This window comes from Ruegeria sp. BHSB058 (assembly GCF_059613285.1).
This window is the reverse complement of sequence record NZ_JBXWSF010000032.1, coordinates 14,266-36,109: the sequence shown is the minus strand read 5'-3', so window position 1 is coordinate 36,109 and position 21,844 is coordinate 14,266. Positions and strand designations below refer to the sequence as shown.

The 21,844-nt window shown below is 58.4% G+C and carries 26 protein-coding genes; 8 read left to right on the top strand and 18 right to left on the bottom strand.

Translation table 11 applies throughout. From position 1 onward, the window contains the following. Positions 1-31 precede the first annotated feature (31 nt). The 3 genes from AC2FNB_RS10365 to AC2FNB_RS10355 form a co-directional block, all read right to left on the bottom strand. On the bottom strand, positions 32-1,228 hold the full coding sequence (locus AC2FNB_RS10365) for an HlyD family secretion protein (protein WP_496746135.1): 1,197 nt from the start codon (positions 1,226-1,228) through the stop codon (positions 32-34). Beyond that, a complete protein-coding gene (locus tag AC2FNB_RS10360) occupies positions 1,221-1,604 on the bottom strand; it encodes a hypothetical protein (protein WP_496746134.1) in 384 nt (127 codons plus the stop codon). The genes AC2FNB_RS10365 and AC2FNB_RS10360 overlap by 8 nt, the downstream gene beginning before the upstream one ends. An 850-nt stretch (positions 1,605-2,454) precedes the next feature. Next, on the bottom strand, positions 2,455-2,613 hold the full coding sequence (locus AC2FNB_RS10355; RefSeq protein ID WP_496746132.1) for a hypothetical protein: 159 nt from the start codon (positions 2,611-2,613) through the stop codon (positions 2,455-2,457). Between the two features lie 77 nt (positions 2,614-2,690). Here AC2FNB_RS10355 and AC2FNB_RS10350 point away from each other — a divergent pair, with 77 nt between their 5' ends. Next, positions 2,691-3,149 (top strand): DUF2267 domain-containing protein, encoded by a 459-nt coding sequence (locus AC2FNB_RS10350; protein WP_496746131.1) that lies wholly within the window; start codon positions 2,691-2,693, stop codon positions 3,147-3,149. 125 nt (positions 3,150-3,274) lie between these two features. Here the strand turns inward: AC2FNB_RS10350 and AC2FNB_RS10345 are convergent, their stop codons facing one another. The 4 genes from AC2FNB_RS10345 to AC2FNB_RS10330 form a co-directional block, all read right to left on the bottom strand. Continuing rightward, positions 3,275-3,766, bottom strand: coding sequence for an NAD(P)H-binding protein (locus AC2FNB_RS10345; RefSeq protein ID WP_496746129.1), 492 nt, complete (start codon positions 3,764-3,766; stop codon positions 3,275-3,277). 14 nt (positions 3,767-3,780) lie between these two features. Then, the gene (locus AC2FNB_RS10340; protein ID WP_496746127.1) at positions 3,781-4,566 is read right to left on the bottom strand and encodes a methyltransferase domain-containing protein; all 786 of its coding nucleotides are present in this window, start codon (positions 4,564-4,566) and stop codon (positions 3,781-3,783) included. 41 nt (positions 4,567-4,607) lie between these two features. Continuing rightward, positions 4,608-5,753, bottom strand: a complete 1,146-nt coding sequence (locus AC2FNB_RS10335) for a glutathione S-transferase N-terminal domain-containing protein (protein ID WP_496746126.1) — start codon at positions 5,751-5,753, stop codon at positions 4,608-4,610. A gap of 71 nt (positions 5,754-5,824) precedes the next feature. After that, on the bottom strand, positions 5,825-6,262 hold the full coding sequence (locus AC2FNB_RS10330; RefSeq protein ID WP_496746124.1) for a hypothetical protein: 438 nt from the start codon (positions 6,260-6,262) through the stop codon (positions 5,825-5,827). 83 nt (positions 6,263-6,345) lie between these two features. On the opposite strand from AC2FNB_RS10330, the gene AC2FNB_RS10325 reads away from it, so the two are divergent. Beyond that, entirely contained in the window at positions 6,346-6,768 is a 423-nt protein-coding gene (locus tag AC2FNB_RS10325; RefSeq protein WP_496746122.1) for a winged helix-turn-helix transcriptional regulator, read from the top strand. Positions 6,769-6,921: 153 nt separating this feature from the next. Here the strand turns inward: AC2FNB_RS10325 and AC2FNB_RS10320 are convergent, their stop codons facing one another. Then, positions 6,922-7,698: an SDR family NAD(P)-dependent oxidoreductase gene (locus AC2FNB_RS10320; RefSeq protein WP_496746121.1), complete on the bottom strand. Its 777-nt coding sequence runs from the start codon at positions 7,696-7,698 to the stop codon at positions 6,922-6,924. A 224-nt stretch (positions 7,699-7,922) separates the two neighbouring features. Here AC2FNB_RS10320 and AC2FNB_RS10315 point away from each other — a divergent pair, with 224 nt between their 5' ends. The 6 genes from AC2FNB_RS10315 to AC2FNB_RS10290 all read left to right on the top strand — a co-directional run bounded on the left by AC2FNB_RS10315 (position 7,923) and on the right by AC2FNB_RS10290 (position 12,379). Further along, a complete protein-coding gene (locus AC2FNB_RS10315) occupies positions 7,923-8,282 on the top strand; it encodes a winged helix-turn-helix transcriptional regulator (protein ID WP_480748838.1) in 360 nt (119 codons plus the stop codon). Positions 8,283-8,627: 345 nt separating this feature from the next. After that, complete coding sequence (locus AC2FNB_RS10310; RefSeq protein WP_480748837.1) at positions 8,628-9,392, top strand: SDR family NAD(P)-dependent oxidoreductase; 765 nt, start codon at positions 8,628-8,630, stop codon at positions 9,390-9,392. A 99-nt stretch (positions 9,393-9,491) separates the two neighbouring features. Beyond that, positions 9,492-9,860, top strand: coding sequence for a MerR family transcriptional regulator (locus AC2FNB_RS10305; RefSeq protein WP_480748836.1), 369 nt, complete (start codon positions 9,492-9,494; stop codon positions 9,858-9,860). A 415-nt stretch (positions 9,861-10,275) separates the two neighbouring features. After that, positions 10,276-11,667 (top strand): MATE family efflux transporter, encoded by a 1,392-nt coding sequence (locus AC2FNB_RS10300; RefSeq protein WP_496746118.1) that lies wholly within the window; start codon positions 10,276-10,278, stop codon positions 11,665-11,667. After that, the gene (locus AC2FNB_RS10295) at positions 11,664-12,092 is read left to right on the top strand and encodes a glyoxalase superfamily protein (protein ID WP_496746116.1); all 429 of its coding nucleotides are present in this window, start codon (positions 11,664-11,666) and stop codon (positions 12,090-12,092) included. The genes AC2FNB_RS10300 and AC2FNB_RS10295 overlap by 4 nt, the downstream gene beginning before the upstream one ends. 116 nt (positions 12,093-12,208) lie before the next feature. Beyond that, positions 12,209-12,379: a hypothetical protein gene (locus AC2FNB_RS10290; protein WP_496746114.1), complete on the top strand. Its 171-nt coding sequence runs from the start codon at positions 12,209-12,211 to the stop codon at positions 12,377-12,379. A gap of 170 nt (positions 12,380-12,549) precedes the next feature. On the opposite strand, the gene AC2FNB_RS10285 is transcribed toward AC2FNB_RS10290, so the two are convergent. The 10 genes from AC2FNB_RS10285 to AC2FNB_RS10240 all read right to left on the bottom strand — a co-directional run bounded on the left by AC2FNB_RS10285 (position 12,550) and on the right by AC2FNB_RS10240 (position 21,496). After that, positions 12,550-13,797: a flavin-dependent oxidoreductase gene (locus AC2FNB_RS10285; RefSeq protein ID WP_496746112.1), complete on the bottom strand. Its 1,248-nt coding sequence runs from the start codon at positions 13,795-13,797 to the stop codon at positions 12,550-12,552. 57 nt (positions 13,798-13,854) lie between these two features. Next, positions 13,855-14,397, bottom strand: a complete 543-nt coding sequence (gene idi, locus AC2FNB_RS10280; protein ID WP_496746110.1) for an isopentenyl-diphosphate Delta-isomerase — start codon at positions 14,395-14,397, stop codon at positions 13,855-13,857. A gap of 211 nt (positions 14,398-14,608) precedes the next feature. Then, entirely contained in the window at positions 14,609-15,022 is a 414-nt protein-coding gene (locus tag AC2FNB_RS10275; RefSeq protein WP_480748830.1) for a c-type cytochrome, read from the bottom strand. Positions 15,023-15,136: 114 nt separating this feature from the next. Further along, positions 15,137-16,144: a P1 family peptidase gene (locus AC2FNB_RS10270; RefSeq protein WP_496746108.1), complete on the bottom strand. Its 1,008-nt coding sequence runs from the start codon at positions 16,142-16,144 to the stop codon at positions 15,137-15,139. Between the two features lie 36 nt (positions 16,145-16,180). Next, positions 16,181-16,927, bottom strand: coding sequence for an SDR family oxidoreductase (locus AC2FNB_RS10265; RefSeq protein ID WP_480748828.1), 747 nt, complete (start codon positions 16,925-16,927; stop codon positions 16,181-16,183). Positions 16,928-16,990: 63 nt separating this feature from the next. After that, a complete protein-coding gene (gene arfB / locus AC2FNB_RS10260) occupies positions 16,991-17,410 on the bottom strand; it encodes an alternative ribosome rescue aminoacyl-tRNA hydrolase ArfB (RefSeq protein ID WP_496746106.1) in 420 nt (139 codons plus the stop codon). A 263-nt stretch (positions 17,411-17,673) separates the two neighbouring features. Further along, entirely contained in the window at positions 17,674-18,318 is a 645-nt protein-coding gene (locus AC2FNB_RS10255; protein WP_496746104.1) for a queuosine precursor transporter, read from the bottom strand. A gap of 93 nt (positions 18,319-18,411) precedes the next feature. Next, a complete protein-coding gene (locus AC2FNB_RS10250) occupies positions 18,412-19,296 on the bottom strand; it encodes an esterase-like activity of phytase family protein (RefSeq protein WP_480748825.1) in 885 nt (294 codons plus the stop codon). Continuing rightward, complete coding sequence (gene mepA, locus AC2FNB_RS10245) at positions 19,269-20,132, bottom strand: penicillin-insensitive murein endopeptidase (RefSeq protein ID WP_496746103.1); 864 nt, start codon at positions 20,130-20,132, stop codon at positions 19,269-19,271. The genes AC2FNB_RS10250 and mepA overlap by 28 nt, the downstream gene beginning before the upstream one ends. After that, on the bottom strand, positions 20,129-21,496 hold the full coding sequence (locus AC2FNB_RS10240; protein ID WP_496746101.1) for an MFS transporter: 1,368 nt from the start codon (positions 21,494-21,496) through the stop codon (positions 20,129-20,131). Before AC2FNB_RS10240 ends, mepA begins: the two co-directional genes overlap by 4 nt. Positions 21,497-21,844 lie beyond the last annotated feature (348 nt).

Genomic DNA, 21,844 nt, shown 5'->3' with positions numbered 1-21,844 from the left:
AACCACAAACTCGAACTTGCAAAAAATAGATCTAATGCCCACCACCACCGGCCAAACCAATTCCCATCAAAATTGACCCAAGCACCTTAATGCGCAACCCGGCAGCTTTGACCACGCCGGTCGCAGCAACGATATGCCCAAAAGTTCCGTCGATGTTATTTGTGTATCCTTGAACGATGCAGCCTGATCCGTCGAGCAACATGGCTTCGTGTTCTTTGTGCACCAATTCAATAAAGGCCTGAACGCTGCCACGATATGCTGCTTTGTTCAGCTCAAGCAAGTCTCCGCTTGGCACTACCTGACCAGTCGCGACTGCTGGTTGCACAGAAACGATATGAGCCGGGAAAATTGCGTTTCGGAATGCAATATTGGCGTTGGTTTCGCATGCAATCTCTACCGGCATTCCGTCGTAAATCGTGGAGTTGGCTACCTGAGAGAATCCGGCCACGACACGGACTGGTAAATCTTCCTGACGGTCAGGAATGATAATCATCGACGGGCGAACAACCAGTGTCGTCGCGGGGCTGCCAACGCTCAGAGCAAGCTGTGTGACGGTTCCTCGAACCAGACTTCTGACTTCGGTAAATGCGAGTGCGGTATTTGCCTGCTCAATTGTAGTCTTAATCGCCTGGCGTTCTGCCGGGAGGCTTTGTTCAATTTCGACCAAAGCGAGGTCGAGTTGCGATTTTGCTGCCTGCAGGTCGGCTTCGGCAGCTTCCAAGGCAGCGGTCGCTTCGATGACAGTATTCGTCGTTCCTACCCCGCGACTGACCAAGGCTTGAGCATCGCCCAGATCGTTTTCCAGGCTAACAATACGGGCCTCGATTTCGGCCACGCCCGCTTGTGCGACCTTTTTATTGTCCTCTGCCTTAATCTCTTCGGCGTCAATCACAGCTAGTTGCGCCTCTGCCTCCGCCAAAGCTGCGCGTTGGGCACTATCTTCGATGCGAAACAGCAGGTCACCCGGCTCAACCCGCTGGCCGTTGACGACAGCAACCTCAGTCACTGGGCCAGTGGTTTGCGCAACGACAGACACGGTACGGAAGGGCACCACGCCCGCGTAAGTTTTTGGGTGATAGTAAAAGACAATCGTGAAAACAGCGAAGGCCATGATTGCCCACAAAAACACGGCCGTTTTCATATTCCAAACGGTTATTGCTTCACCGCGACGCCGCAATTGAAAATAGCGGATCACTGCAGGAAAGGACGTGAACATAAGCTCAAACATCGTCGTTCTCCCCCTTCTCAAGCGGTGTGGTAGGTGGAGCAGATGGACCGGCATCAGCTTTGAAATTCAGATGAAAACGAGACCAATCAGCCATAAGGGCAATGAGAATGGCGCTTAAGGGCAGCAGCGGGTGAAAATGATCTACAGGAAAGATTTCGTAAATCAGTGCTATCGCCAACAAGGTTGGAATGGTCTTCGCAAGCGGTGTCCCTTGGGCCTTATGTTCCGCCCAGCGGTCGAACGCGGCATAGAGGTATACGATACCGTAGAGCCCGCCAACGACAATAACGAGAACAACGATTGCCAGATAATCGCCGTCGCCTGGAGACACAAACCAATGTGGGTCCGCGTGGCCCCCGTGCGCATTATCTGCCATGTTTCTGAACTCTCTATAGACTTGAACTTGCAACTGCAAATTGGGTTCGATTGTTTAATCAAGCGATTTAGCTTGGGTCAACAGCTTAACGACTTAACGGCAAGCTGTTATTGACGACACAAGCGTCGAGAAATCCAGCACTATGCAAAAACACGCCCCAGAGTTTGTTGGAGTTGGGCGACCTGCAGGTAACCGCATCCAGCAGCCATTGGTGTGATTGCAGAGAACACACACTTTGTCCCGCGTCGTACCCGTTCGTGCGCTGCGCGGCGAACGGCGGTGTTCCCCGAACCAGTCACTCGTGATCAGGCGGCGAATGCCGGTAGTGAACCCATACTGTTGAAAAAGTCAGATTTTGCCAAAAGTCAGCGAAAAAGCAGGCCATAGAATGCCAGCCCGAAAATTTGGCTAAGGGGTCGGCCAAAACACGGGTGCGGCGATGTATGAGGCGCTCATGACCAGCTGGGCGCAAACAGCGGCGACTTTTCTGATGCTCTGGCGTCTTGCGAAAATCGAGAACGTGAAATTTTCGAGTTTTTCAACAATATCAGCCCAAACTACCTCATGCTGCGTAGGGTCCGAACGGACGCTATGCGCACAATAGCTGTCATTGCGTAAGGCGAGGCCGACCCTTTCCCGCCGTACGTCTCCACTTGTCGTTGCCGTGGCGCAGCCCGTTGATCCGGATCTTTATCGAGCGCGCAGCATTTTCGCCGGGGCAATTATTGGGTCGCGGGAAAAGCGGACTGGTGCAGTTGCCGCTACAGCATGAGCAGAAACTTCACGCAGACGCGGCATGGCGGGGGCCGTGGAGCTGCATGTGTCATCAGTTCGGTCATTGTCGGCCACTCTACGCGCGAAAATCAAGCGACGCTTCGCTGCGAGCCGTGTCGACCATCGAGGAGCGGGTAAACTGGACGCAAGCCAAAGGCACCAGATGCCACATTTCGGCGTGTCGCAACATATCGCTTGGCCCGATCTTGTTTTTGGGATGGATGAGCGACTGCATTCTTCGCCTTGCTCACTTGCCCGTTTCCACGTTGCCAAGCTACAGTCCAAGGCGGTTCTTTTTGCCTTGGAAAAAAAATGCCGATGCCATGGACATACCGGCACGCCACGAAGGAATGGCGTGCTTTGCTTGACGATGCCAAAGAAAGAATGTGCCTGGTGTCTGACAACAACGCCTACACAGCGCTTGATGCGGTATTCCAGGTGTTTCGGCGGCGTTTAACTGCTCAGGAGGGGCTAGATTTCGCCAGTGTGCTCCCGTGTGTGCCCCGTGCGATTTTCGTGAAGGATTGGGACATCTCGGAAGAACCGCTTCCGTTCGGTGACCGTGCTTCTCTCATCGATGAAGTCAAAGCCGTCCGAAAACATCACAACCTCACACCTGACAATGCCATCGAAGCGGTGGCTTGGGCATTGCGGCGGCACGTAAATGCGAGGGACTTTCAGCGGATACTCGACAAGCTTTCTCCTCAAGCGCGTGCTTACTGGCACGTTGAGGTTGAAGATCCTTCTGAACTCGAACAGAGGATCATCTAACGAAACTCGGCGATGTTTGGTAACTTTAGGAATACGGATTGCACTCAGAGAACGTGGAAAACCACCTGTCGGCGCAATGTATCCATGTATTCGCGGGCGAGCGCCGCCGAGCATGGCACATTTGCTTAAAGCTCCATTGGCAGCCATGTGAGAATACTCAGCTCGTAACGCATTGACACTAGGCCGCACAGACCGACGACTTTCCGAACTTGACAGGGCTGCCTTATCTCCGAGAGGAGAAATCGCGCAAGCGCAGTGCGTGAAACTGCCCTGACCTCCGCGGGAAGAGAGCCCACCTCGGTCCGGCAAGTTCCGTCAATCCCGTTCTTGAGGAAGCCGGTGCGCACGATTGTCCAGTCGACTGTAGCAGCACAGATGATCTGTTCCATGCGCCGTGCCGCCTCGATGGAGCGCGGCACGGCGCACTGAAGAACCCGCGCCGCCAATATTTCGGTATCGCAAGCGCTGCCCGCGTGGATCGTCAGATTCCGATGGTGGATATCGGAAAGCCTGTCCCTGGACCGCACCAGCGCCGTGACGCTGTTGCCCCCTTCCAGAGCTAGGCGGATGAGCTCGCGGCCGGTTCGGCCGTTTGCGCCGAGCAAGAAGAGTCTCATCTGCGCTTCCTCTTTTACAGGGAGCGCAGCTGCCGCGCCGACCCGTCCCTGGCAGGCTTCCGTGCCGTGGCGCAGAATACAATCTCCCATACGCAGATCGCTTGGGCGCACCGGCGCTCGTCAATCAGCCGTTGATCGAGCGTATCGATATCGATGTCGGCCTTCGATGCAATCGAGAACCGTTCAAGGCGCGGAAGCGCCGCGCGGACGATCGAAGCAATCGGGTAGCGGGACGAGGGTGTCAGAAGGTTCGCTTCGGCACGGAATTCTTCTACCTCCAGTCCTGCTTTCGATAGAACGGAGTGCAAATGGTGGCCCATGTGGATGTCGGCACCTTCTGCCGACAGCATATCGCGCAACCAGCCTCGGACCCGATCATGCAGCGGCCAAGGCGCTCCGACCTGTTCGATCGTGGTCAGGTCATGTTCATGGAACAAGACCCGCCCGCCCGGCTTGACGACACGAACAAGGCTGCGTACCGCGGCCACAGGATCTGACTGATACATCAGCACACGCCGCCCGATGGTGGCGTCGCAGGATTCGTCCCCGACTCCTGCCGCGTCAAAGCCTCCCTCACGGAAGGAAATATTGAGCAATCCCAGTTCGATTTGTCTGGCGCGCGCCAATTGCAATGCGCCGGCGTCCCGATCAAGACCGATCACCTGACCGTGCGATCCGACGCGTTCCGCCGCCATGAATGACACCGCGCCCGTTCCGCAACCGATATCAAGCACGCGCATGCCTGGACCGATTCCTGCCCCTTCAAGCAGCCGCATGGTCATCTGATCGACGACGTTCACTGGCAAACAGCCTTTTCCATTGCCCTTACGACCGACCTATCTCATGCACGGTGCGGCATACCCGTGCCGGTATCGAGATAGGCCTTCAGGCTATCGACAAAGAACCTGTCCCATCCTGCTTCGCAAACCTCGTAGCAATGCAAGTTGGGGGCAAGTCCGACATGTTCGAAGCGGATTCTAGCGCCGTTTTCTTCGGGCGAAATTGTCCAGATCGTCCGCGTGCCGAGCCATTCTGTCTCGATCTCCCTGGGCTTGCCTTCATGCAGGTGCAGCGCCTCGACGCATTCCAACTCGACCAGTTTGCCGGGAACAAGCCGCCTGGCTTCGAAAGTCCAGTACGACCGGCCCGGCGGAAAGGTGAATCTGGCCCGATCGCCCTCATTTCGGATCGGCTGATCAGGTGTGGTCCACCAGTGTTCGAACCCCATTGTCAGTGCTTCGAAGGCTTGTTCCGGCGTGGCCGCGACCGTGAGTGACTTTTTATAGTTTCGCATGGACGGTACTGCCTCCTTTTCATTCCAATGTGGTGGCAACGTCTCCTCTATACCGGGAAGCTCGCTCATCCGGGCTTTCCAATCGGACACCCTTGGATAGAGGTCTGGCGGATAGCCGAAACCGAGCCGGTCCATTACCTTGTGGTGGTTTTCGACCGCCCGTTGGATAAGGCGGATTTCCGGGAACACGACAGCGTCTGCCGCACTCGGTACATCTCCCGCCAAATAGGGGCCTTCCGCGAGCAGGCTCTCAAGCCAGCGACATTCCGAATGCAGCTTCTCGCTGGCCCCGATCAGCGCCTTTTCTTCTTCGCTGCCCGGTTCCGGGTCGAGGCGCTGCAGCAGGACCGGCACCAGTACGGCGCGGTTGGCCTCCCGCACATAATCGCAGGCTTCCATGGTGATCTGCCAGATTCGCGCGGCCTCGTCCGGTGTCGCACCAAAGAGTCGAGGTTCGGGAAAACGTCGATCCAGCCACGCAAGTGCTGCTATCGAATCGCGGATGACGATGCCGTCCGCTTCCAACACCGGGACGGTGCCGCGGGGATTGAGCGACAGGAAAGGCTCGGATTTGTGCTCTCCGGCTGAGGCACGCAGCACGTGCTGTTCCCAAGGGATGCCTTTTAGCGCAAGAGCCACAAGCACCCGCCAGGGCCGTGGTGCGCCGCTGATTGTGTGGATGGTCAATGTCATTTCTGTTTCCTGATTCAGGTTGTGTTCCGGGCCGCCGAGTTCGGTCATTGCCACTCAGCTCGCAGGACTCATCAAAGAGAAACTGCCTTGGATGCGGCCAAGGGTGAGCTTTGCCGCCACGCCAGGGCAATGAGCGGCGCCGTTACCGCAAAGTGTACAAACGTAAACACTGTCTCGAGTGTGATGAATGAGATTGCCGATACCATGTTGTATTTGGCTGCGACCGGTAGAACCTGAAACGACCAGGAAAGCAGGCCAAAAATAAGGAAGAACTTCAACGCACTAACCAGCCAATCCGTGGCCGCGGTGCTGAAGAGCCGGGGGTAGATAAAAGCAAACACCAGCCCCTGCGCGACCATCGCAGCGAGACCAAGAGGGATGATCACCTCCTCTCGGTACAGGCCGAGCGCGTCATAGCGGTGCTGAAAGAAAGACAAGTGCCACAGATAGCCAAGGGGGAAGGTCGGCGCGACGTAGGCAGCAAAGGCGAACCAGAATTTTCTTGCCATTGCGGGTTCTCCTAAATAGGTTGCATTATGCAAGTGGTACTTCGATTACTTGCATAATGCAAGTGATAATTTTGGGGATTCACATGGTCAGACCGTCCCGTGAGTTACGTTCACATTGTCCGATCAACTTCGGGCTTGAGATCTTCGGTGACCGTTGGACGCTACTTATTCTGCGGGACCTGTTGTTTCAGGGAAAACACGGATTCAGAGAGTTCCAGGCATCTGAGGAAAAAATATCGACCAATATTCTGGCCGACCGGCTCGACAAGTTGACCCAGGCAGGGCTGATTACGTCACAGCGTGTCGAAGGCGACAGCCGACAGATCCGTTACGAGCCGACGGCGGCGGGGCTGGCGCTTGTGCCGGTGTTGGTCGAGATGGCCTATTGGGGGGCCAAGCACGACCCTGATACCACGGCCCCGGCCTCTTTTGCCCACGCTTATGAGGAGGACCGACCGAGGCTTCTTCAGGCTATCGCTTCCGGCTCAGACCCGTCAAAAATCTGAAAACCCTTCTGTCGCTTCGATCGTGGGCTCTTTTGAACCGGCCTGAAGACTACCCGTTCGAGGCAAAGGAACCGGTTTGCCTTCTGGATACCCGGCACTTCGGATCAGCGGTAATCCCTGATCTCTGATTGCCGTGAGTTCCGCCAGTCGCCGTCATTCCAGGATATGCCCCGCCGATTGGTTGAGCATGGTGCCTGCCATGCAGGCAGCAAGGTCGGACGCGGCAAAGGCGAAGACCCCGGCAGTGTCTTCGGCAGATGGCAGGCGTTTGAGCGCGGTCTTGTTCTGCTCGACAAAATCCTTCATGCCCGCGTAGTCGAGGCCGATCTGCCCGCCCATCGTCTTGAATGTGTAGTCAATGGTCGGCGATTCCGGCATCGCCTCGGACCGTACGCCGAGAACCCGAATACCGGTCGGGCCCCATTCATGCGCCAGCACGCGCATCAACCCTTCGGTCGCGGCATGTGAGGCCGAAGCCGCCGCTGACCAGGGTGCTCCGACCTTGGCCAGGGTCGAGGTGTTGAAGATCACCGTACCAAATCCCTGCCGGGCCATGTGAGGATAGGCCGCTTTGGCCGAGTTGAATTGAGCGCAGGTGTCGATGGACAGTGGCAGAAGGAACTGCTCAGAGGATACCTCGACGCTCGGTTTGCCGTGATGATAGTCCGTGGGTCGTGCGCCTGCGAGGTTCACCACAACGTCGATGCGGCCTTGCCTGTCCCAGACCGCGTCCACAAAGTCGGACACCGCCGAAGTGTCGGTGGCGTCAATATCTCGGTAATCGGCAAGCTTTTCAGCGATAGGTGCATTGGCACCGTTCCGACCGGCACCGAACACGATCGCTCCTTCCCGCAAAAATCGCTCCGCTACATGACGTCCGATATGCCCGTTCACACCGAGAACGATTGCGGTTTTCCCTTCCAAAAGCATGGTTTGTTCTTCCCTGTTTCTGTTTGCGTGCCAGCAATATGGGGTATTACAACCGATTGAAAAGACGTCAGTTTTTTCATACTTAGTCAGATAATTGCTACTATTGGTGGCAATTTCTCGGCCGCGCGATGGGGCAACCCGGTAAAATTCCATACAAAAGGTTTGATTTGTGAGGATACTCATAAAATGGTAGTTGGTAGCAAATCAGTACTGTGGAGGCCGCCATGAATGTCACCATAAGCAACAGGGACGAACCACGGCCGTCGGGCGATGCCTTTGCCGAGCGCTGCCCCATGCCCGAAATCGCTCGCCTGATCGGTGGCAAATGGAAACTGATCATACTTCAGGTGCTGATCTTCCAGGGCACGAAGCGCTTCGGCGAGCTCAGGCGGGACGTGGACGGGATAACGCAGACCATGCTGACCGGGCAACTTCGGGCGCTGGAGGACGATGGGCTGGTCACCCGAAAGGTGTTTCCGGAAGTGCCACCGCGGGTCGAGTATACGGCCACCGAAAAGGCGATGGCTCTGACCAAGATGTTTCACGCCATGCATGATTGGTGGCTTCTGGAATGCAAGACTTGAGGACAGCCAAAAGGTGCAGCTCCGCGATGGCCTGCCACCGACTTGACGGATCGACAATGCCTCGTCCCGAACCGGTTGAGCGCATCCCCAAGCGGTCAGTGTCGGAGTTGGCCGAACCCCTCAGCCGAAAGCTCCCAACGGGCCTGTAGGGGCATTTTGACCCGAATTTGCCCGATAACCGAGTTTTTCAACAGAGTCCGGCCGGGACCCGAAATGCACATATGCCCGAACCTCCATAGGCTCCCAACCAACGCTATGAAAAGCGCTTGACCTTGACGCTAGTGTCAAGGCGCTAGGCACATCTCCGATCGACACGAATTGATCCAAGGATGGAGATGAAGAGAAGTGACACAGAATGGTGCATGGCAGGGTAAGGTGGCAATTGTTACCGGAGGCAGCTCTGGTATTGGCAAGGCGGCAGCGACCGAGCTTGCAAAGCAGGGTGCGAATGTACTGATCACCGGCCGAAACGCGGACAAGTTGGCGGCAATGGCGGCTGCGAGCGATAACAACGAAGTGCTGCAAATAGATAGCTCCGACCGGACTAGCGGGGCACGGATCGTTGAAGCCGCACTATCTCGTTGGGGGCGTATCGATCTGATTGTCAACAATTCCGGTGCAGGGCAACCTCTTCCCATCGATGCCTATGACGTGGATATTATCGCAAAAATGTCAGCTATAAACATCGGCGCACCTTCGCAATTGGTAAAGGCGGGCAAGGCAGCGCTGAAAGAGAGTAAGGGCGCAATCGTGAATATCGGAACAGCGGTTTCACGGAACGCAGCACCGATGCTGGCGCATTACGGCGCGACAAAGTCAGCCCTGGAGTATTTGACCAAATCCTGGGCTGTTGAGCTTGCTGGTGACGGAATTCGTGTAAACGCGATAGCGCCGGGGCCGGTCAAAAGTGGGGCATTGACTGGCTTCATGGGTCTGCCTGAAGAGATGGCGCAGCAGGTTGAGGAACGGGAAGCCGCCCAAATCCCGCTGGGACGTCGCGGCGTGACGGCTGACATCGTACCCTGGATTTTACACCTCGGGAGCGCCGAAAATGAATGGCTGACAGGACAAGTTCTGACCGTCGATGGCGGTTGGTCGCTGCGAAGCTGATCTCTTGGGGTCCGGATGATTGCAACAAACCATCCGGTTCACCCTTGACTGTCACGTATGTGACTTACATCTCTGTCGGGTCTAGCGGAGGGTTCCCACATGCACGCAAAGGAAGCTGCAGAGCGGCTTGGGATCACGCAGCGCATGTTGCGCCACTACGAGAAAAAAGGCTTGCTGCAAGTTGGACGAGCGCCGAACGGGTATCGTTGCTACGGCGAAGCCGATCTTCGAAGGGCTGGCCGTATCCGCGATTTCATTGCGACGGGCTTTTCTACGCGCGAAATACGGGCCATGAGCGCCTGCCTTTCCGACGAGGGCTCTGGTCCATGCGACGGCGGCATAGACAAATTGACAGAGAAGCTGCAACACATTGACCGGCTCAGAGCAGAGCTTGATGAGAAGCACAGCGCTGTTCTGGAACGACTGGCGGCACTGCGAAAAGGCCTTTCTACCATAGTTAGCCATTGAACGACGGCTTCGAGACACCCAATTCTTCGCGGACCAGGTCGATGCAGGCTTTTGTCGTTTATTGGCCATTCTGATCCTTCGTTTCCCTAAACATAACGGCGGGCCAATTCAGTGGAGGAGGTTCAGATGGCCCTGACCAGGATGTTTCACGCCATGCACGATTGGTAGCATTCTGGAATGCAAGACTTGAGGGCGACCAATAGGTGTAGCTCCTCGATGGCGTGTCACCGGCTTGACGGATCGACAATGCGCAGATAGCTAGGTAGCAGGCCGCAGACGCCCGCCACCCGCTGACAATTCTGTCTTGGTGAAGTGCTGCATAGAACTGTCTTTCTGATCCTCCGAGCAGTTCGCGCGGATGGCAATGCGGGTTCCCATCTTGATAAGCGCGATCTTGTCAGAGGAATCCAGAGCCGTGTCAGCCTCCCTCCCGAACACGTTCCTGAGTGCATCGATTGGTGGTCTTTATGCGAGAACCGCCCTTCCGATCATTTTCGTCATGAGCCTGAACGGCTTGATTGCCATCGTCGATGCCCTGTTTCTGGGATATTTCGTCGGTGCTGCGGCGCTCGCGGCAATCACGGCGGTTTTCCCCGCGTATATTTTGATCGGCGCAATTGCGACCCTGGTTTCCAGCGGCATGTCGAGCGTTCTGGCCCGCCACCTCGGGGCAGGCCATATCGAAGCCGCACGCTCCATATTCGCGGGGGCGCACGGATTTGCCCTGCTTGCAAGCGGCGGGCTGATCCTCCTGTTTCTCATTTTCGGTCCGTGGTTTACGACGACCGTAACCGGCGGGTCAGAAGAGCTGGCCGGAATGGCGCTGACCTATCTGCGTATCACGGTGCTTTTCTCGCCTGTCCTCTATATCCTGTCGGTAAATTCCGACGCGCTGAGAAACGAGGGCCGGATTGGGCTCATGACCGTCGTCAGCCTTCTGACTTCGATTGCAAACATAGGCTTCAATTACCTGTTCATCGCACAGATGGGGTTGGGTGTTTCTGGATCGGCCTATGGCACGGTTGCGGCCCAGTCGCTTGCCTTTGTCGTCCTCCTGACGTTCCGTTTTCGAAGCGACACTCAGCTCGCACCGACGGCGCTCGCCCAGGGCAGGCTGACATACGGGTGGCGCCGAATACTCGTTCTGGGCGCACCTCAAAGCCTGAACTTCGTTGGGCTGGCACTCGGATCGGCCGCGATCATCGCCGCACTGCAACTGAGCGGCACTCCTCACTTTGTGGACACGATGTCGGCCTATGGTATCATCACGCGGGTGCTGACCTTCTCTTTCTTCCCGCTTCTGGGGCTTTCGCACGCAATGCAGACCATCATCGGCAACAACTTTGGCGCACGGAACTGGCACCGGTCGGACAGCAGCTTGAAGTTCGCGATTATCGCGGCGCTTGTCTACTGCGTGGCGGCGCAAGCCGCCATGTCGATTTTCGCCGGGCAAATAGGATCTGCTTTCGTGTCGGATGCCGGTGTTGTCGCCGAGGTCGGGCGGATCTTGCCGACCCTCACCGCCATGTTCTTTCTGACAGGCCCTCTGATGATGATCGCGTCCTATTTTCAGGCCATCGGAGATGCGACGCGCGCAGCTGTGTTGAGCCTGTCAAAGCCCTACTTCTTCACAATACCACTGACGTTTGCCTTGGTGATGGCATTTGGAGAGAAGGGCATCTGGTTCGCGGCACCTGCTGCCGAAGGGCTGCTGCTGGGTCTGACGGGCTTCGTACTAGCTCAGAGCACGCGCGCCCGAAAACTTCGCTGGGGCCTGCTGCACGACAGGGTGGGGACGCAGCCATGACCGATCTCGAATTGACGGCGGTGCAGGCAAAGCTGTTCGCCCGGGAACTGCGTAAGCGACTTGCGGCGGAGGGAGTGATCGTCAGCCACTCCGCAGCACTGGAACAAGTGGCGAAACAGCACGGTTTTCGAGACTGGAATACCCTGGTCGCCGCAATAGGAGACCGGTCGCCTTATGGCTGGCATCCCGGAGGGCGTGTCGCCGGTCAGTATCTGTCACAGCCCTTTCGTGCGACAATTAAGTCCGCCCAGCGGGTGCGGCCGGGCTGGTACCGCTTGGATCTGGAACTGGACGAAGCGATCGACGTCGTGAAGTTCGACGGCTTTTCCGGCCTGCGTAAGCGCATCAAGGCTGTTGTTGGCCCGGTTGGCGCATCCCGTGAAAAAACGTCTGACGGTGTACCACACATGAAGTTGCACCAATAGTCATCACCGCATTCAGAAAGAAAGATCACGCCACCTGCAGTGCAGTACCAAAAACGGCCGAGGTTGTGTGAAACCTCCGTTGTGAAATTTGCTTTGTCGAAACGGCAGGAGCAGGCATGTCGGGATTTATCGAGGGTATCGAGCGCAGTCAGTCGTCGCTGCTTCCTGATCGGCTTGAGGACTGGGTGGTGCCCGTTGTGAAGTTCCGGTTCCGGCTTTTCATTGCCTTGAACTTGCTTCCATCGATGGCGACGCAGTCGTCAGTATCTGAATGGTCGCTCCCGTAATCGCTCTAGGGTGAGTCTGCGTCTGCGGCGAAAGCCCGGAATCCGCCCGAGGTGATATGCGATGCGATTGCAAAGCTCCTAAACCGGCCATTGGTGCAGGAGAGGCGAATTGGTGCTTCGTCCGCAAAGCAGATCATACTTCGTACAATGGAGTACGACAGAGGCAGAACCTATTCTCCAACCCAGGCCCCCTCGGGAACCGTTCTTGGTCGCGCGTTCAGTTCGGCAATCGAGAACCCGGCGATGGATTTGTACTTCTCCGCATGGGCCGCAAGGTCCGCCTTTGGGATCACCTGATCGATATCCTCGAAATTGCCGCCGGACAGATCCTCGACCCGTTGCAGCACAGCGTCCGGGCCTCCGCCCGCCCGGTTGGCCTGCCCTACGGCGGTGGTGACAGGGCGCAGTTCGGCTTCATAGGCGCTTAACGCCAACGGGTTCACACCATGGCTCAGCATCTTGGCCCCGATCACCCGCGCGTCGATGATGCCTTGACTGGCGCCGTTCGAGCCCACCGGATAGGTCGGGTGCGCTGCATCCCCGATCAATGTGACCGGGCCGTGCGTCCATTGCGGCAGCGGGTCGCGGTCGACCATCGGGTATTCGAAAACTACATCCGCCCCCCGGATCAGCGCCGGAACGTCGATCCAGTCGAAAATCCAATTTTCGAACTCCGGCAGAAAATCGTTGATTTCGGCGGCGCGGTTCCAGTCCTCTTTCTTCCACGACGCATCCAGCGGAAATCGCTTTTCCGCGATCCAGTTGATCTCCGCCAGACCGTTGGCATCCGGATCGGATATCGGATACGCCACCAGCCGCAAATCGTCATGGCCGATCATCACCATCGCGCCGCCTCCGAACCAGACCGGCGCGCGCGTGGTTGCCCGCCACAACACCCGCCCGTTCCAGATCGGCGTGCCCTCGTCCGGATACATCTGCGCCCGGATGGCCGAATGAATGCCGTCCGCCGCGATCAGCAGCGACCCTTCAATGCGCCGCCCGTCCTCCAGCAGTAGAGCGGCCCCGTCAAACCCAACCGCCCGCGCGCCGGTTTCGATACAGCCGGTTCCCGCGCGTGCCTCCAGCGCGTGGTAAAGCATCATTTGCAGCCGCCCGCGATGCACCGAGTATTGCGGCCAGGCATAGCCCGCCCAGGTGCCGCGCGGCTCTTCCCAGATGGTTTTGCCAAGCTTGGAATAGAACCCGTATTGCCGGGTTCGGACGCCGATTGCATCCAGCTCATTGCTCAGGCCGAGGTCAAAAAACTCCCGCACTGCATTGGGTTGCAGGTTGATGCCCACGCCCAAAGGCCGGATTTCGCGGGTTGATTCATAAATGCGAAAGGGTACGCCGATCTGGTGCAGCGTCAGCCCCAGGCTCAATCCCGCGATACCTGCACCGGCGATCAGAACCGTCATCTCGTCTCTCCCCTTGCCTGCGCTCAAAAAAGCAGGCGCAAAGGCGGCGCGCAAGCCTCAGGACTTGGCCGAGATGATCAGGTCAGGCCCAAAGATCGTGTCGGCGTGGTTGTGCAGATAAATCTTCAGCCACGGGGTAAAACGGTCGGGGTGGCGGTGCACCTCGGCCAGCAGATCGTGATAGTCGACCCAGCGAGTGTCCATAACCTCATCCGGGTTCGGCTTGACATCCAGCGGGCCTCGGGAATGGGCCAGAAACACGTCCACGACTTCGTTCTCGACCATGCCATTGCCGACGTCGGCGTGATATTCCAGCCGGTGCCGGTATTCGGGATACAGCCCGGTGATCCCCAGCTCTTCGTTCATCCGGCGCACGGCGCAGGCGGACGAGGTCTCGTCCCAGTCGGGATGGGTGCAGCAGGTATTGGCCCAAAGGCCCGGTGTGTGATACTTGCCCAGCGCCCGGCGCTGCATCAGGATCTCGGTCCCGCGCACGACAAAGACCGACACCGCCTTGTGCTTGAGGCCCTTCTCGTGGGCTTCCAGCTTGTCGACCGGTGCCAGTTCACCGTCGATCCACGCCGGAATCATGAGTCCCATGTCAAACTCTCCTGTTGCCGTTCTCTGCGCGTATGACGCTGACGGACTTGGGGCGGCCGGTCTGGCTCTGTTCTTGTGTCGGTTTTCTCGTCAAGGTTCGGCATGACCGTACAGATCACCCGCCTTGTCAAAGTGACGCTGATTTGCGCGTCGTTCAATCGCACGAAAGGCCGCAGGGGCGTGCGGCCTTTCGGATGGACGGGATGCCGTCTTATTCGGTTGCGACACTCTGCAGATAGGCAAAAACGTCCTCATTGCCCTTCTTCAGCTTGAAGGTCATCTTAGACTTGGCCGAGGTGTCGTCCAGGTAAGTCTGCAGGAACCCTTTGGGGTCCATGCTGAACTCGCTGAACGTGGCTTCGTCCCAGACCAGGCCTTTTTCGCCCGCGGCGACCATGCTGTCGCTGTACTTGAAGCCCTCAACGCTACCTGCGGGGCGTCCGGCAACACCATAGAGGTTCGGGCCGGTCTTGCCACCCTTCACGATCGCTTCGCCCGAGGGGCTTTCGATCATGTGGCAGGATTTGCACTTCTTGAATTCTTTTTCACCAGCAGCGGCATCACCTTCGGCAAAGGCAGGCGCGGCCAGAAGGCCAACAAGGGCGGTGGCAAGAATACGGTTCATGGCGGAATCTCCAGATTTGGTTCGGCTGTCCCAAAAGGAACGCTGTCAGACGGCATAGTCAACCTGCGAGGGGATTTGTACCGGCACTGTGTCGCACCCTTCAGGCAATTGTGATCAGTTTCTGCCTGTAGGGGATGACCAGCACGGCAAAAGGTCGCCGTCCGCAGGTGTCGCATGATATACCGCCCGCGCGATTGCCCGCGAGATGCAAAGCGCGGCGGCATGGCCGATCTGAAGGATATCGCGCTCGGGCATGTCGATCTGACGCTCATTGGTCGAAACCGCAAAGATCAGGTCACCATCGTTCGGCAAGTGGGATGGCACAATGGCCCGGGCGATGCCGTCATGCGCGGCGGTTGCGATGCGCTTGGCCTGCGCCTTGGTCAGGGCGGCATCGGTTGCGACGATGCCGATCGTGGTGTTGGCCAGGTCCTCGAACGCGGCGGTCTTCAGGCTGGTGAACTGGCGCCCAAGCCCCGAACGCGGATCGGGGCCAAGGCCGCCGAACTCTTCCCCGACCTCGAACGGCGCGGCCCAGAAATGCCTGCCGCCGGGTGTGGTGACAGCACCGACCGGGTTGACCGCGACCAAGGCGCCGACAGTCATGCCCGAAGCCAGAACAAGCGAGGCGGATCCCAGCCCACCCTTGTGGGTTCCGGTCAAGGCACCCGTCCCGGCCCCGACGCTGCCGATTTCGAAATCAGCGCGCGCATCATCCAAAGCCTGCCGTCCCAGCGCCGGATAAGGATTGTCGCGCCAGTCCTTTTCTCCGCCGTTAAGCAGATCGAATATGATCGCGGCGGGCACCAGCGGTATACGCAGGTTCAGCAGCGGAAAACCGCGCCCCTGTTCGCGCAGCCCCGCAACCACCCCGGATGCAGCATCCAGCCCATAGGTCGAACCGCCCGACAGAACGATCGCATCGATCTGCGCCACCGTTTTGTCGGCTTCCAACAGATCGGTTTCTCGCGTGCCGGGTGCTCCTCCCATGACGCAGTAGGACCCGGTCAGGGCGCGTTCTCCCACCAGTACGGTTGAACCGGATTTCAGAACATGATCCTGCGCGTTTCCAACCCTGAGGCCGGGAACATCGGTGATGAGGTTGCGGGGGCCGGGTGTCATAACGGGCTCTGGTTTGCCGGGTTCGGAGACAGGCATTCAGATACACCGCCCGCCATCAACCTCCATCGCGACGCCGGTGACCATGCCAGCCTCGTCCGAACATAGAAAACAGGCCGCATTGCCCATATCCTCGGGGGTGGAAAACCGGCCCAGCGGAATGGTCGCCAGGAACTTTGCGCGCATTTCGGGCGTGTCTTCGCCCAGAAAGGATTTCAGCAAAGGCGTTTCCCCGGCCACCGGGCAGATCGCGTTGACCCGCACGCCTGACGGGGCCAGTTCCACCGCCATGGTCTTGGTCGCGGTGATCATCCAGCCCTTGGAAGCATTGTACCAGTTCAGCTTTGGCCGCGGCGACAGCCCTGCGGTCGATGCCACGTTGAGGATGGCGCCCGAGCCCTGGGTTTTCATATGAGGCACCAGCGCACGGGCTGTCAGATAGACCGACTTCATGTTCACGTTGAACACGCGGTCGAAATCCTGCTCGCTGACGTCCTCCAGCAAGGCGGGCAGATGGGTAACCCCGGCGTTGTTGACCAGGATATCCAGATGCCCGAACCAGCGCAGCGCCGCATCGGCCATATCCTGCACCGACGCACCATCGGCCACATCGACATGCACAGCGGTTGCGTTGGGGCCAAGGTTTTCGGCCATGGTTCGGGCCGCCTCATGATGAATGTCGGCCACCATGACCCGTGCGCCTTCGGCGATGAACTTGGCGGCGATTCCCGCTCCGAACCCCGATGCACCGCCGGTGACGATTGCGGTTTTTCCCTCCAGCCTCATGACCTTGTGCCTCCCTTCCTGTCGTTTGAGGAAAGAGTACCAACACGCCCGAAAGATGCCAGATTATTCGTCGGACACCTTGCCGCGCAGCGCCTTGACCTCGCCGCGTGCCTTCTTGGCGGTCAGGCGGCGTTTCACCGATCCATAGGTCGGTTTGGTTGCGACGCGCCGCTTTGGCGTAACCAGCGCCCGCCCGATCAGTTCGACCAGGCGCTCGCGGGCAATCTCGCGATTTCGCGCCTGCGACCGGGTCTCGTCGCACTGGATCACGATTGCCCCGTCCTTGGTCCAGCGCCGCCCGGCCAGCCGTTTCAGGCGGGCCTTGACCGGCCCCGGCAGGGATGGCGAACGCTCGGCCTCGAATCGCAGCTCGACCGCCGTCGCAACCTTGTTCACATTCTGCCCGCCGGGACCCGAGGCGCGCATAAAGCTCTCGGTCAGTTCCCAGTCCTGCAAGGCGATATCGTCAGCGACGCGTAACATGGGCCGGACCTTACAGGCCGCATGCAGAAACAGAAAGGGCCGCCCCGGCGGGACGGCCCTTCGAAAGTTCAGGAGGTCGGGTCGGTTAGATCATTCGACCAGCCGGAGCGAGCGCTCCGCCAAGGGCTGCCTTAACAGGCGATCCCCCCGGTTGTTCCGACACCTCTCTCCAATCTCTTTCTCGACACTGGATCACCTCCTTTTCTATCTGTTGCGGTTGAAAAGAAGCGTGCCACAAGTTGTGCCAATCTCAAAGCGTTTTTTTACACAGGCCGTGCGGTCAGTCGCGCCACGATCACCCTGAACGGAACCAGCGCGATCAACGCCAGCGCCAGCTTGACCAGCCAGTCGGCAAAAGCCAGCGTTACCCACAGCGGTGCTTCGGGGCCGTTCAGCATGAAAGGAACCGGCTCCCATGCCCAATTGATGGCTGCATCCGCGTTGGCGCCAAAGACCGTGATCGAGGCGGAAAAGGCGATGGTAAAAAACAGCACCGTATCCAGCGCCGAGCCGATCAGCGTCGACACCAACGGCGCGCGCCACCAATACCCGCCGCGAAATCGGTTGAACACCACAACATCCGTCAGCTGCGCGATCAGAAACGCGGTGCCCGAGGCGACGGCGATCCGCAATGGCACGGCAGCATAGGTGAATCCGTCGCCCTGCAGCATGATCTGGCTACCGATCAGCGAACAGACGATTCCGGTCAGAAAGCCCGCAAAGACCACCCGCCGCGCCGCCGCCGCGCCATAGACGCGATTCATCACGTCGGTGACCAGAAATGCGACCGGATAGGTGAACGCGCCCCAGGTCAGAAGCCCGTCGAGGATCAGGAACTGGACCAGAACGTTCGACGCCACCACAATGGTGGCCATGGCAAGAATGCCGGGAAGATGTGCGCGTTTCATGATACGGGACCCGTTTTGGCAAGGTAGCGGCAACTTGGCCCGCTGCTTCGCGGGCAAGGCGGTCGTCTATTGGAAAACGGTCGCGAAGGCAAGTCAGTCGGGCAGAATGTACTCCACCAACTCCGTACGTTGCAGGCCAAGGAAATTGTCGTCCGACACCATTGTGGCGCGCAGACGGCCCAGTCGGTCACGCCATACGGACAAGCCTTCCAGATTGTCGTGGGTGCCGACACCGGTTTTCAACAGGATTTCTTCTCCACTCACGCCGGTGTCGTCAATGCTCCAGCGGCGTATCTGCGAACGGAAACCAATCAGCGATGCATCCCGTTCAAGCACGTATAGCTTTCCGTCCGGTCCGAAATCCGCGCCGACCGGAAGAAACCCCCCGATCTGGCTCAGCGTGAACGGTGTCGACCACCGTTTACCATCCCACCTGTAAACCGGGATTGACCCATCGGTGGTGCGGCTGCTTTCCGGCATCGTGTAAACCCGCCCCTGCGCGTCGATTGCGAGCGCTTCGAACGAACCGTTCCGCGCCAGCTTGGTAAAGGCTTCGGGACGCGGCAGAACGTTCGAACGTCCGTCCAGCGTTTCGTAACGCGCGACGCGATGCACACCCTCAAAGGAGATATAGATCGTCCCATCGCGGTCGATGGCCAGCCCTTCGGAATCCCCGACCCACCCGGGCAGAACCCGGTTCTGGCTGGAGCGCACCTGAAAACGCGGCCCGATGTCCACTCCTGTTATCGCATCGCCGTCGCGAAGAATCCGGGCGGTCAAAATGGATGTTCGGTCGCTCAGAACCGTCATGTCGGATCCGTTGTCGGACAATTCCAGGGCAGAGAACCCTCCAAACCAGATCGCCTTGTGCCGCCAGGTAAAACTGCTCAGATATGTGGACTGCTTGATGTCCACAGCCTGAACCGAACCCGCGACGCACAGGGCGGATATCAATCCGATTGCAAGACAGCGGCGCATTGGTTCGGCAGATCAGCCAGCACGTATTCACGGCGTTTCTTTGGAGGCGGCGCGTTCGGATCGGGCGGTGGCGGATTCAGGATATTGTTGACCCATTGTTGCGCTTCTGCACAGCCGTCCCCTTTGGGCGGCGGGTTTTGATTGGCGCATCCCTTTGCCCCGCGCGGACAGTTCAGCCTGACGTGAAAATGGTAATGATGGCCCCACCAAGGGCGGATCTTGCGCAAATAGGCGCGATTACCCTTTTCGTCATTGCACATCTGAACCTTGGCGCCGGGAAAGACGAAAATTCGCGCCACTCGCTTGTCCTTGGCCGCCTCGCGAATGATCGCGTGATGGTTGGCTGTCCAGTTGCTGTTGACATAAGCCCCGTTCGCCCGGCGCAGCGAGATGGACGAGATCTTCTCGCGCGCCTGCCGGGTCAGGCGCAGATTGTTGGCCGGCAGCATCCAGATATCAATGTCCAGCCCGATCTGGTGACTGCGATGGCCCGACAGCATCGGCCCGCCGCGCGGCTGACTGATATCGCCGATATACAGCCCGCCCCAGCCGCGCTGCCTGGCGGCAAACTGGCTGAGGTCCTGAACAAAGTCGATGGTTTCCGGGTGTCCCCAGTTGCGATTGCGCGACAACCGCATCGCCTGCCATGTCGGGCCGGTTTCAGGCAGTTGTACCGACCCCGCCGCGCATCCTTTGGCATAGCTGCCATAGGCGGCAGGTTTCTGCCGGGAGGCCTGCTGTTTTGCCCCGAACAATTCCTTGGCTAACGGTGCGGCATTGGCCGAACAGGCCAGAATCGAAATTCCGATAACTGTCAAAAGACGTAAAAAAATCATTGTTTCTGGTCCCCTTCCGGTCTGACCCAACGCATCAGGAACAGCCCCAGAATAAACAACGCCACGATCGGGGAAACCCCCAAACGCGCGCTGCCCGTGCCGATTGTTGCTAGGTCGATCAAAAGCGGCGCGGCAAAGGCGGTGGCGCGGCCCGACAGGCCGTAAAGGCCAAAGCTTTCGACAGGTGCCTTCGGGTCGGTGTGGCGCACCATCATCGACCGGCTGGCAGATTGCAGGATGCCCCCCATGCCCCCGATCAGGATACCGCAGCCGAAAAACACCATGTCCGGCAAGCCCGATCCCTCGGGCAGGGCGATGCCGTAGATCTGAGTTCTGTCCATCGACACGATGGTGACGCACACGAGGATCAGAACCCATATTGTTACCAGAATAACCGGTTTGGGGCCGAACCTGCGGTCCAGCTTGCCGCCGATCCAGGCAAAGACCGCCGAGGCGAGCACGCTGACGATGCCGAAAACACCGATCCTGATCAGGTCCCATTCCAGAACCAGTCGCGCATAGACGCCGCCGAAACTGTATAGCCCGTTCAGCGCATCGCGATAGAACATCGACGATCCCAGATATGCCGACAGGCTGCCGCGATGGCGCAGGTTCGACACCGATTTTCCCAGCAAACGCAGCGCCTCACCGACGCTGCCCTTGCGGTCGCCACGGTCCTCATCCCGGACCCACAGGAAATACGGCACCATGAACAGAATGAACCACCCGGCGGTGAATGGGCCGACAAAGCGCGTTCCCTCGCGCTGACCCGCATCCAGCCCGAACATTGGGTCCATTCCGATCAGCGTCTTGCCGTTTGGCTGCTCGACAAACAGGGCCAGCATGATCGCCAGCGACAACAACCCTCCGAAATAACCGAACGCGAACCCCGATCCCGAGATTTCGCCCACCTCGTGTTCGTTTCCCAGATCGGGAAGTTGGGAGTTGATGAAGATCAGCGCATATTCCGCGCCCACAAAGCCCAGTCCAAAGGCCGATAGGATCAACCACATGTTCGACCCGTCGGGCATCGTGTACCACAGCGCCGCCGATCCCGCCGCATACATCACCGAAAAGGCAAAGATATACGGAATGCGCCGCCCGGACACGTCGGCAAGTGCCCCCAGCAGTGGTGCGCCAAATGCGATGATCAGGCCGGTTATGGTCAGGCACCTTGCCCAGACGCTTTGCGCCTGCGCCGCCGCGCTTTGCGCGTCCAGCCCGGTGCTCGCGAAATACTCGGCGGCCACGCCCGCGAAATAAGGGCCGAACACAAACGTGACCAGCAACGTGTGATAGGGCTGGCTGGCCCAATCGAAAAACCACCACCCCCAAATGCGCCTGCGCCTGGATACCGCTGCCATTCCTGCCCCTCCTGCCTTTTGTTCTCCTTATGCGGGCAGTACACAGGATGAGGCAAGCCTTTCCGGGCGTTCCGCATCTTCGCGAATCGTTGATCCTAATTTGGAAACTGTTTCCATTAGTTTTTCACATTGTTCCGAAATTACCCTGCGTTACGAAAAAAGTGATGGGATTTACGACAGTTCCGCCAAATTACCGCCACAGTCGGGTACTAGGCCCGACACACACTTTAAGCCCCAACCCTTATCCGCCCAGTGAGGATTGCCTCATGACGTTGTTCCCAAATAAGTTGCGCGACTGCTGCGGCAGATCACCAAAAACAATTGCCCTTGCGGCTTGGCAATTCTGCA

Coding starts and splice junctions, on each gene's coding strand:
- AC2FNB_RS10295 (WP_496746116.1), top strand. CDS start 11,664: ATGACCGATCTCGAATTGACGGCGGTGCAGGCAAAGCTGTTCGCCCGG.
- AC2FNB_RS10250 (WP_480748825.1), bottom strand. CDS start 19,296: ATGCGCCGCTGTCTTGCAATCGGATTGATATCCGCCCTGTGCGTCGCG.
- AC2FNB_RS10315 (WP_480748838.1), top strand. CDS start 7,923: ATGAATGTCACCATAAGCAACAGGGACGAACCACGGCCGTCGGGCGAT.
- AC2FNB_RS10270 (WP_496746108.1), bottom strand. CDS start 16,144: ATGACACCCGGCCCCCGCAACCTCATCACCGATGTTCCCGGCCTCAGG.
- AC2FNB_RS10320 (WP_496746121.1), bottom strand. CDS start 7,698: ATGCTTTTGGAAGGGAAAACCGCAATCGTTCTCGGTGTGAACGGGCAT.
- AC2FNB_RS10290 (WP_496746114.1), top strand. CDS start 12,209: ATGTCGGGATTTATCGAGGGTATCGAGCGCAGTCAGTCGTCGCTGCTT.
- AC2FNB_RS10265 (WP_480748828.1), bottom strand. CDS start 16,927: ATGAGGCTGGAGGGAAAAACCGCAATCGTCACCGGCGGTGCATCGGGG.
- AC2FNB_RS10255 (WP_496746104.1), bottom strand. CDS start 18,318: ATGAAACGCGCACATCTTCCCGGCATTCTTGCCATGGCCACCATTGTG.
- AC2FNB_RS10325 (WP_496746122.1), top strand. CDS start 6,346: ATGGTCAGACCGTCCCGTGAGTTACGTTCACATTGTCCGATCAACTTC.
- AC2FNB_RS10345 (WP_496746129.1), bottom strand. CDS start 3,766: ATGAGACTCTTCTTGCTCGGCGCAAACGGCCGAACCGGCCGCGAGCTC.
- AC2FNB_RS10240 (WP_496746101.1), bottom strand. CDS start 21,496: ATGGCAGCGGTATCCAGGCGCAGGCGCATTTGGGGGTGGTGGTTTTTC.
- AC2FNB_RS10365 (WP_496746135.1), bottom strand. CDS start 1,228: ATGTTTGAGCTTATGTTCACGTCCTTTCCTGCAGTGATCCGCTATTTT.
- AC2FNB_RS10355 (WP_496746132.1), bottom strand. CDS start 2,613: ATGCAGTCGCTCATCCATCCCAAAAACAAGATCGGGCCAAGCGATATG.
- AC2FNB_RS10275 (WP_480748830.1), bottom strand. CDS start 15,022: ATGAACCGTATTCTTGCCACCGCCCTTGTTGGCCTTCTGGCCGCGCCT.
- AC2FNB_RS10330 (WP_496746124.1), bottom strand. CDS start 6,262: ATGGCAAGAAAATTCTGGTTCGCCTTTGCTGCCTACGTCGCGCCGACC.
- mepA (WP_496746103.1), bottom strand. CDS start 20,132: ATGATTTTTTTACGTCTTTTGACAGTTATCGGAATTTCGATTCTGGCC.
- AC2FNB_RS10350 (WP_496746131.1), top strand. CDS start 2,691: ATGCCGATGCCATGGACATACCGGCACGCCACGAAGGAATGGCGTGCT.
- arfB (WP_496746106.1), bottom strand. CDS start 17,410: ATGTTACGCGTCGCTGACGATATCGCCTTGCAGGACTGGGAACTGACC.
- idi (WP_496746110.1), bottom strand. CDS start 14,397: ATGGGACTCATGATTCCGGCGTGGATCGACGGTGAACTGGCACCGGTC.
- AC2FNB_RS10360 (WP_496746134.1), bottom strand. CDS start 1,604: ATGGCAGATAATGCGCACGGGGGCCACGCGGACCCACATTGGTTTGTG.
- AC2FNB_RS10285 (WP_496746112.1), bottom strand. CDS start 13,797: ATGACGGTTCTGATCGCCGGTGCAGGTATCGCGGGATTGAGCCTGGGG.
- AC2FNB_RS10305 (WP_480748836.1), top strand. CDS start 9,492: ATGCACGCAAAGGAAGCTGCAGAGCGGCTTGGGATCACGCAGCGCATG.
- AC2FNB_RS10335 (WP_496746126.1), bottom strand. CDS start 5,753: ATGACATTGACCATCCACACAATCAGCGGCGCACCACGGCCCTGGCGG.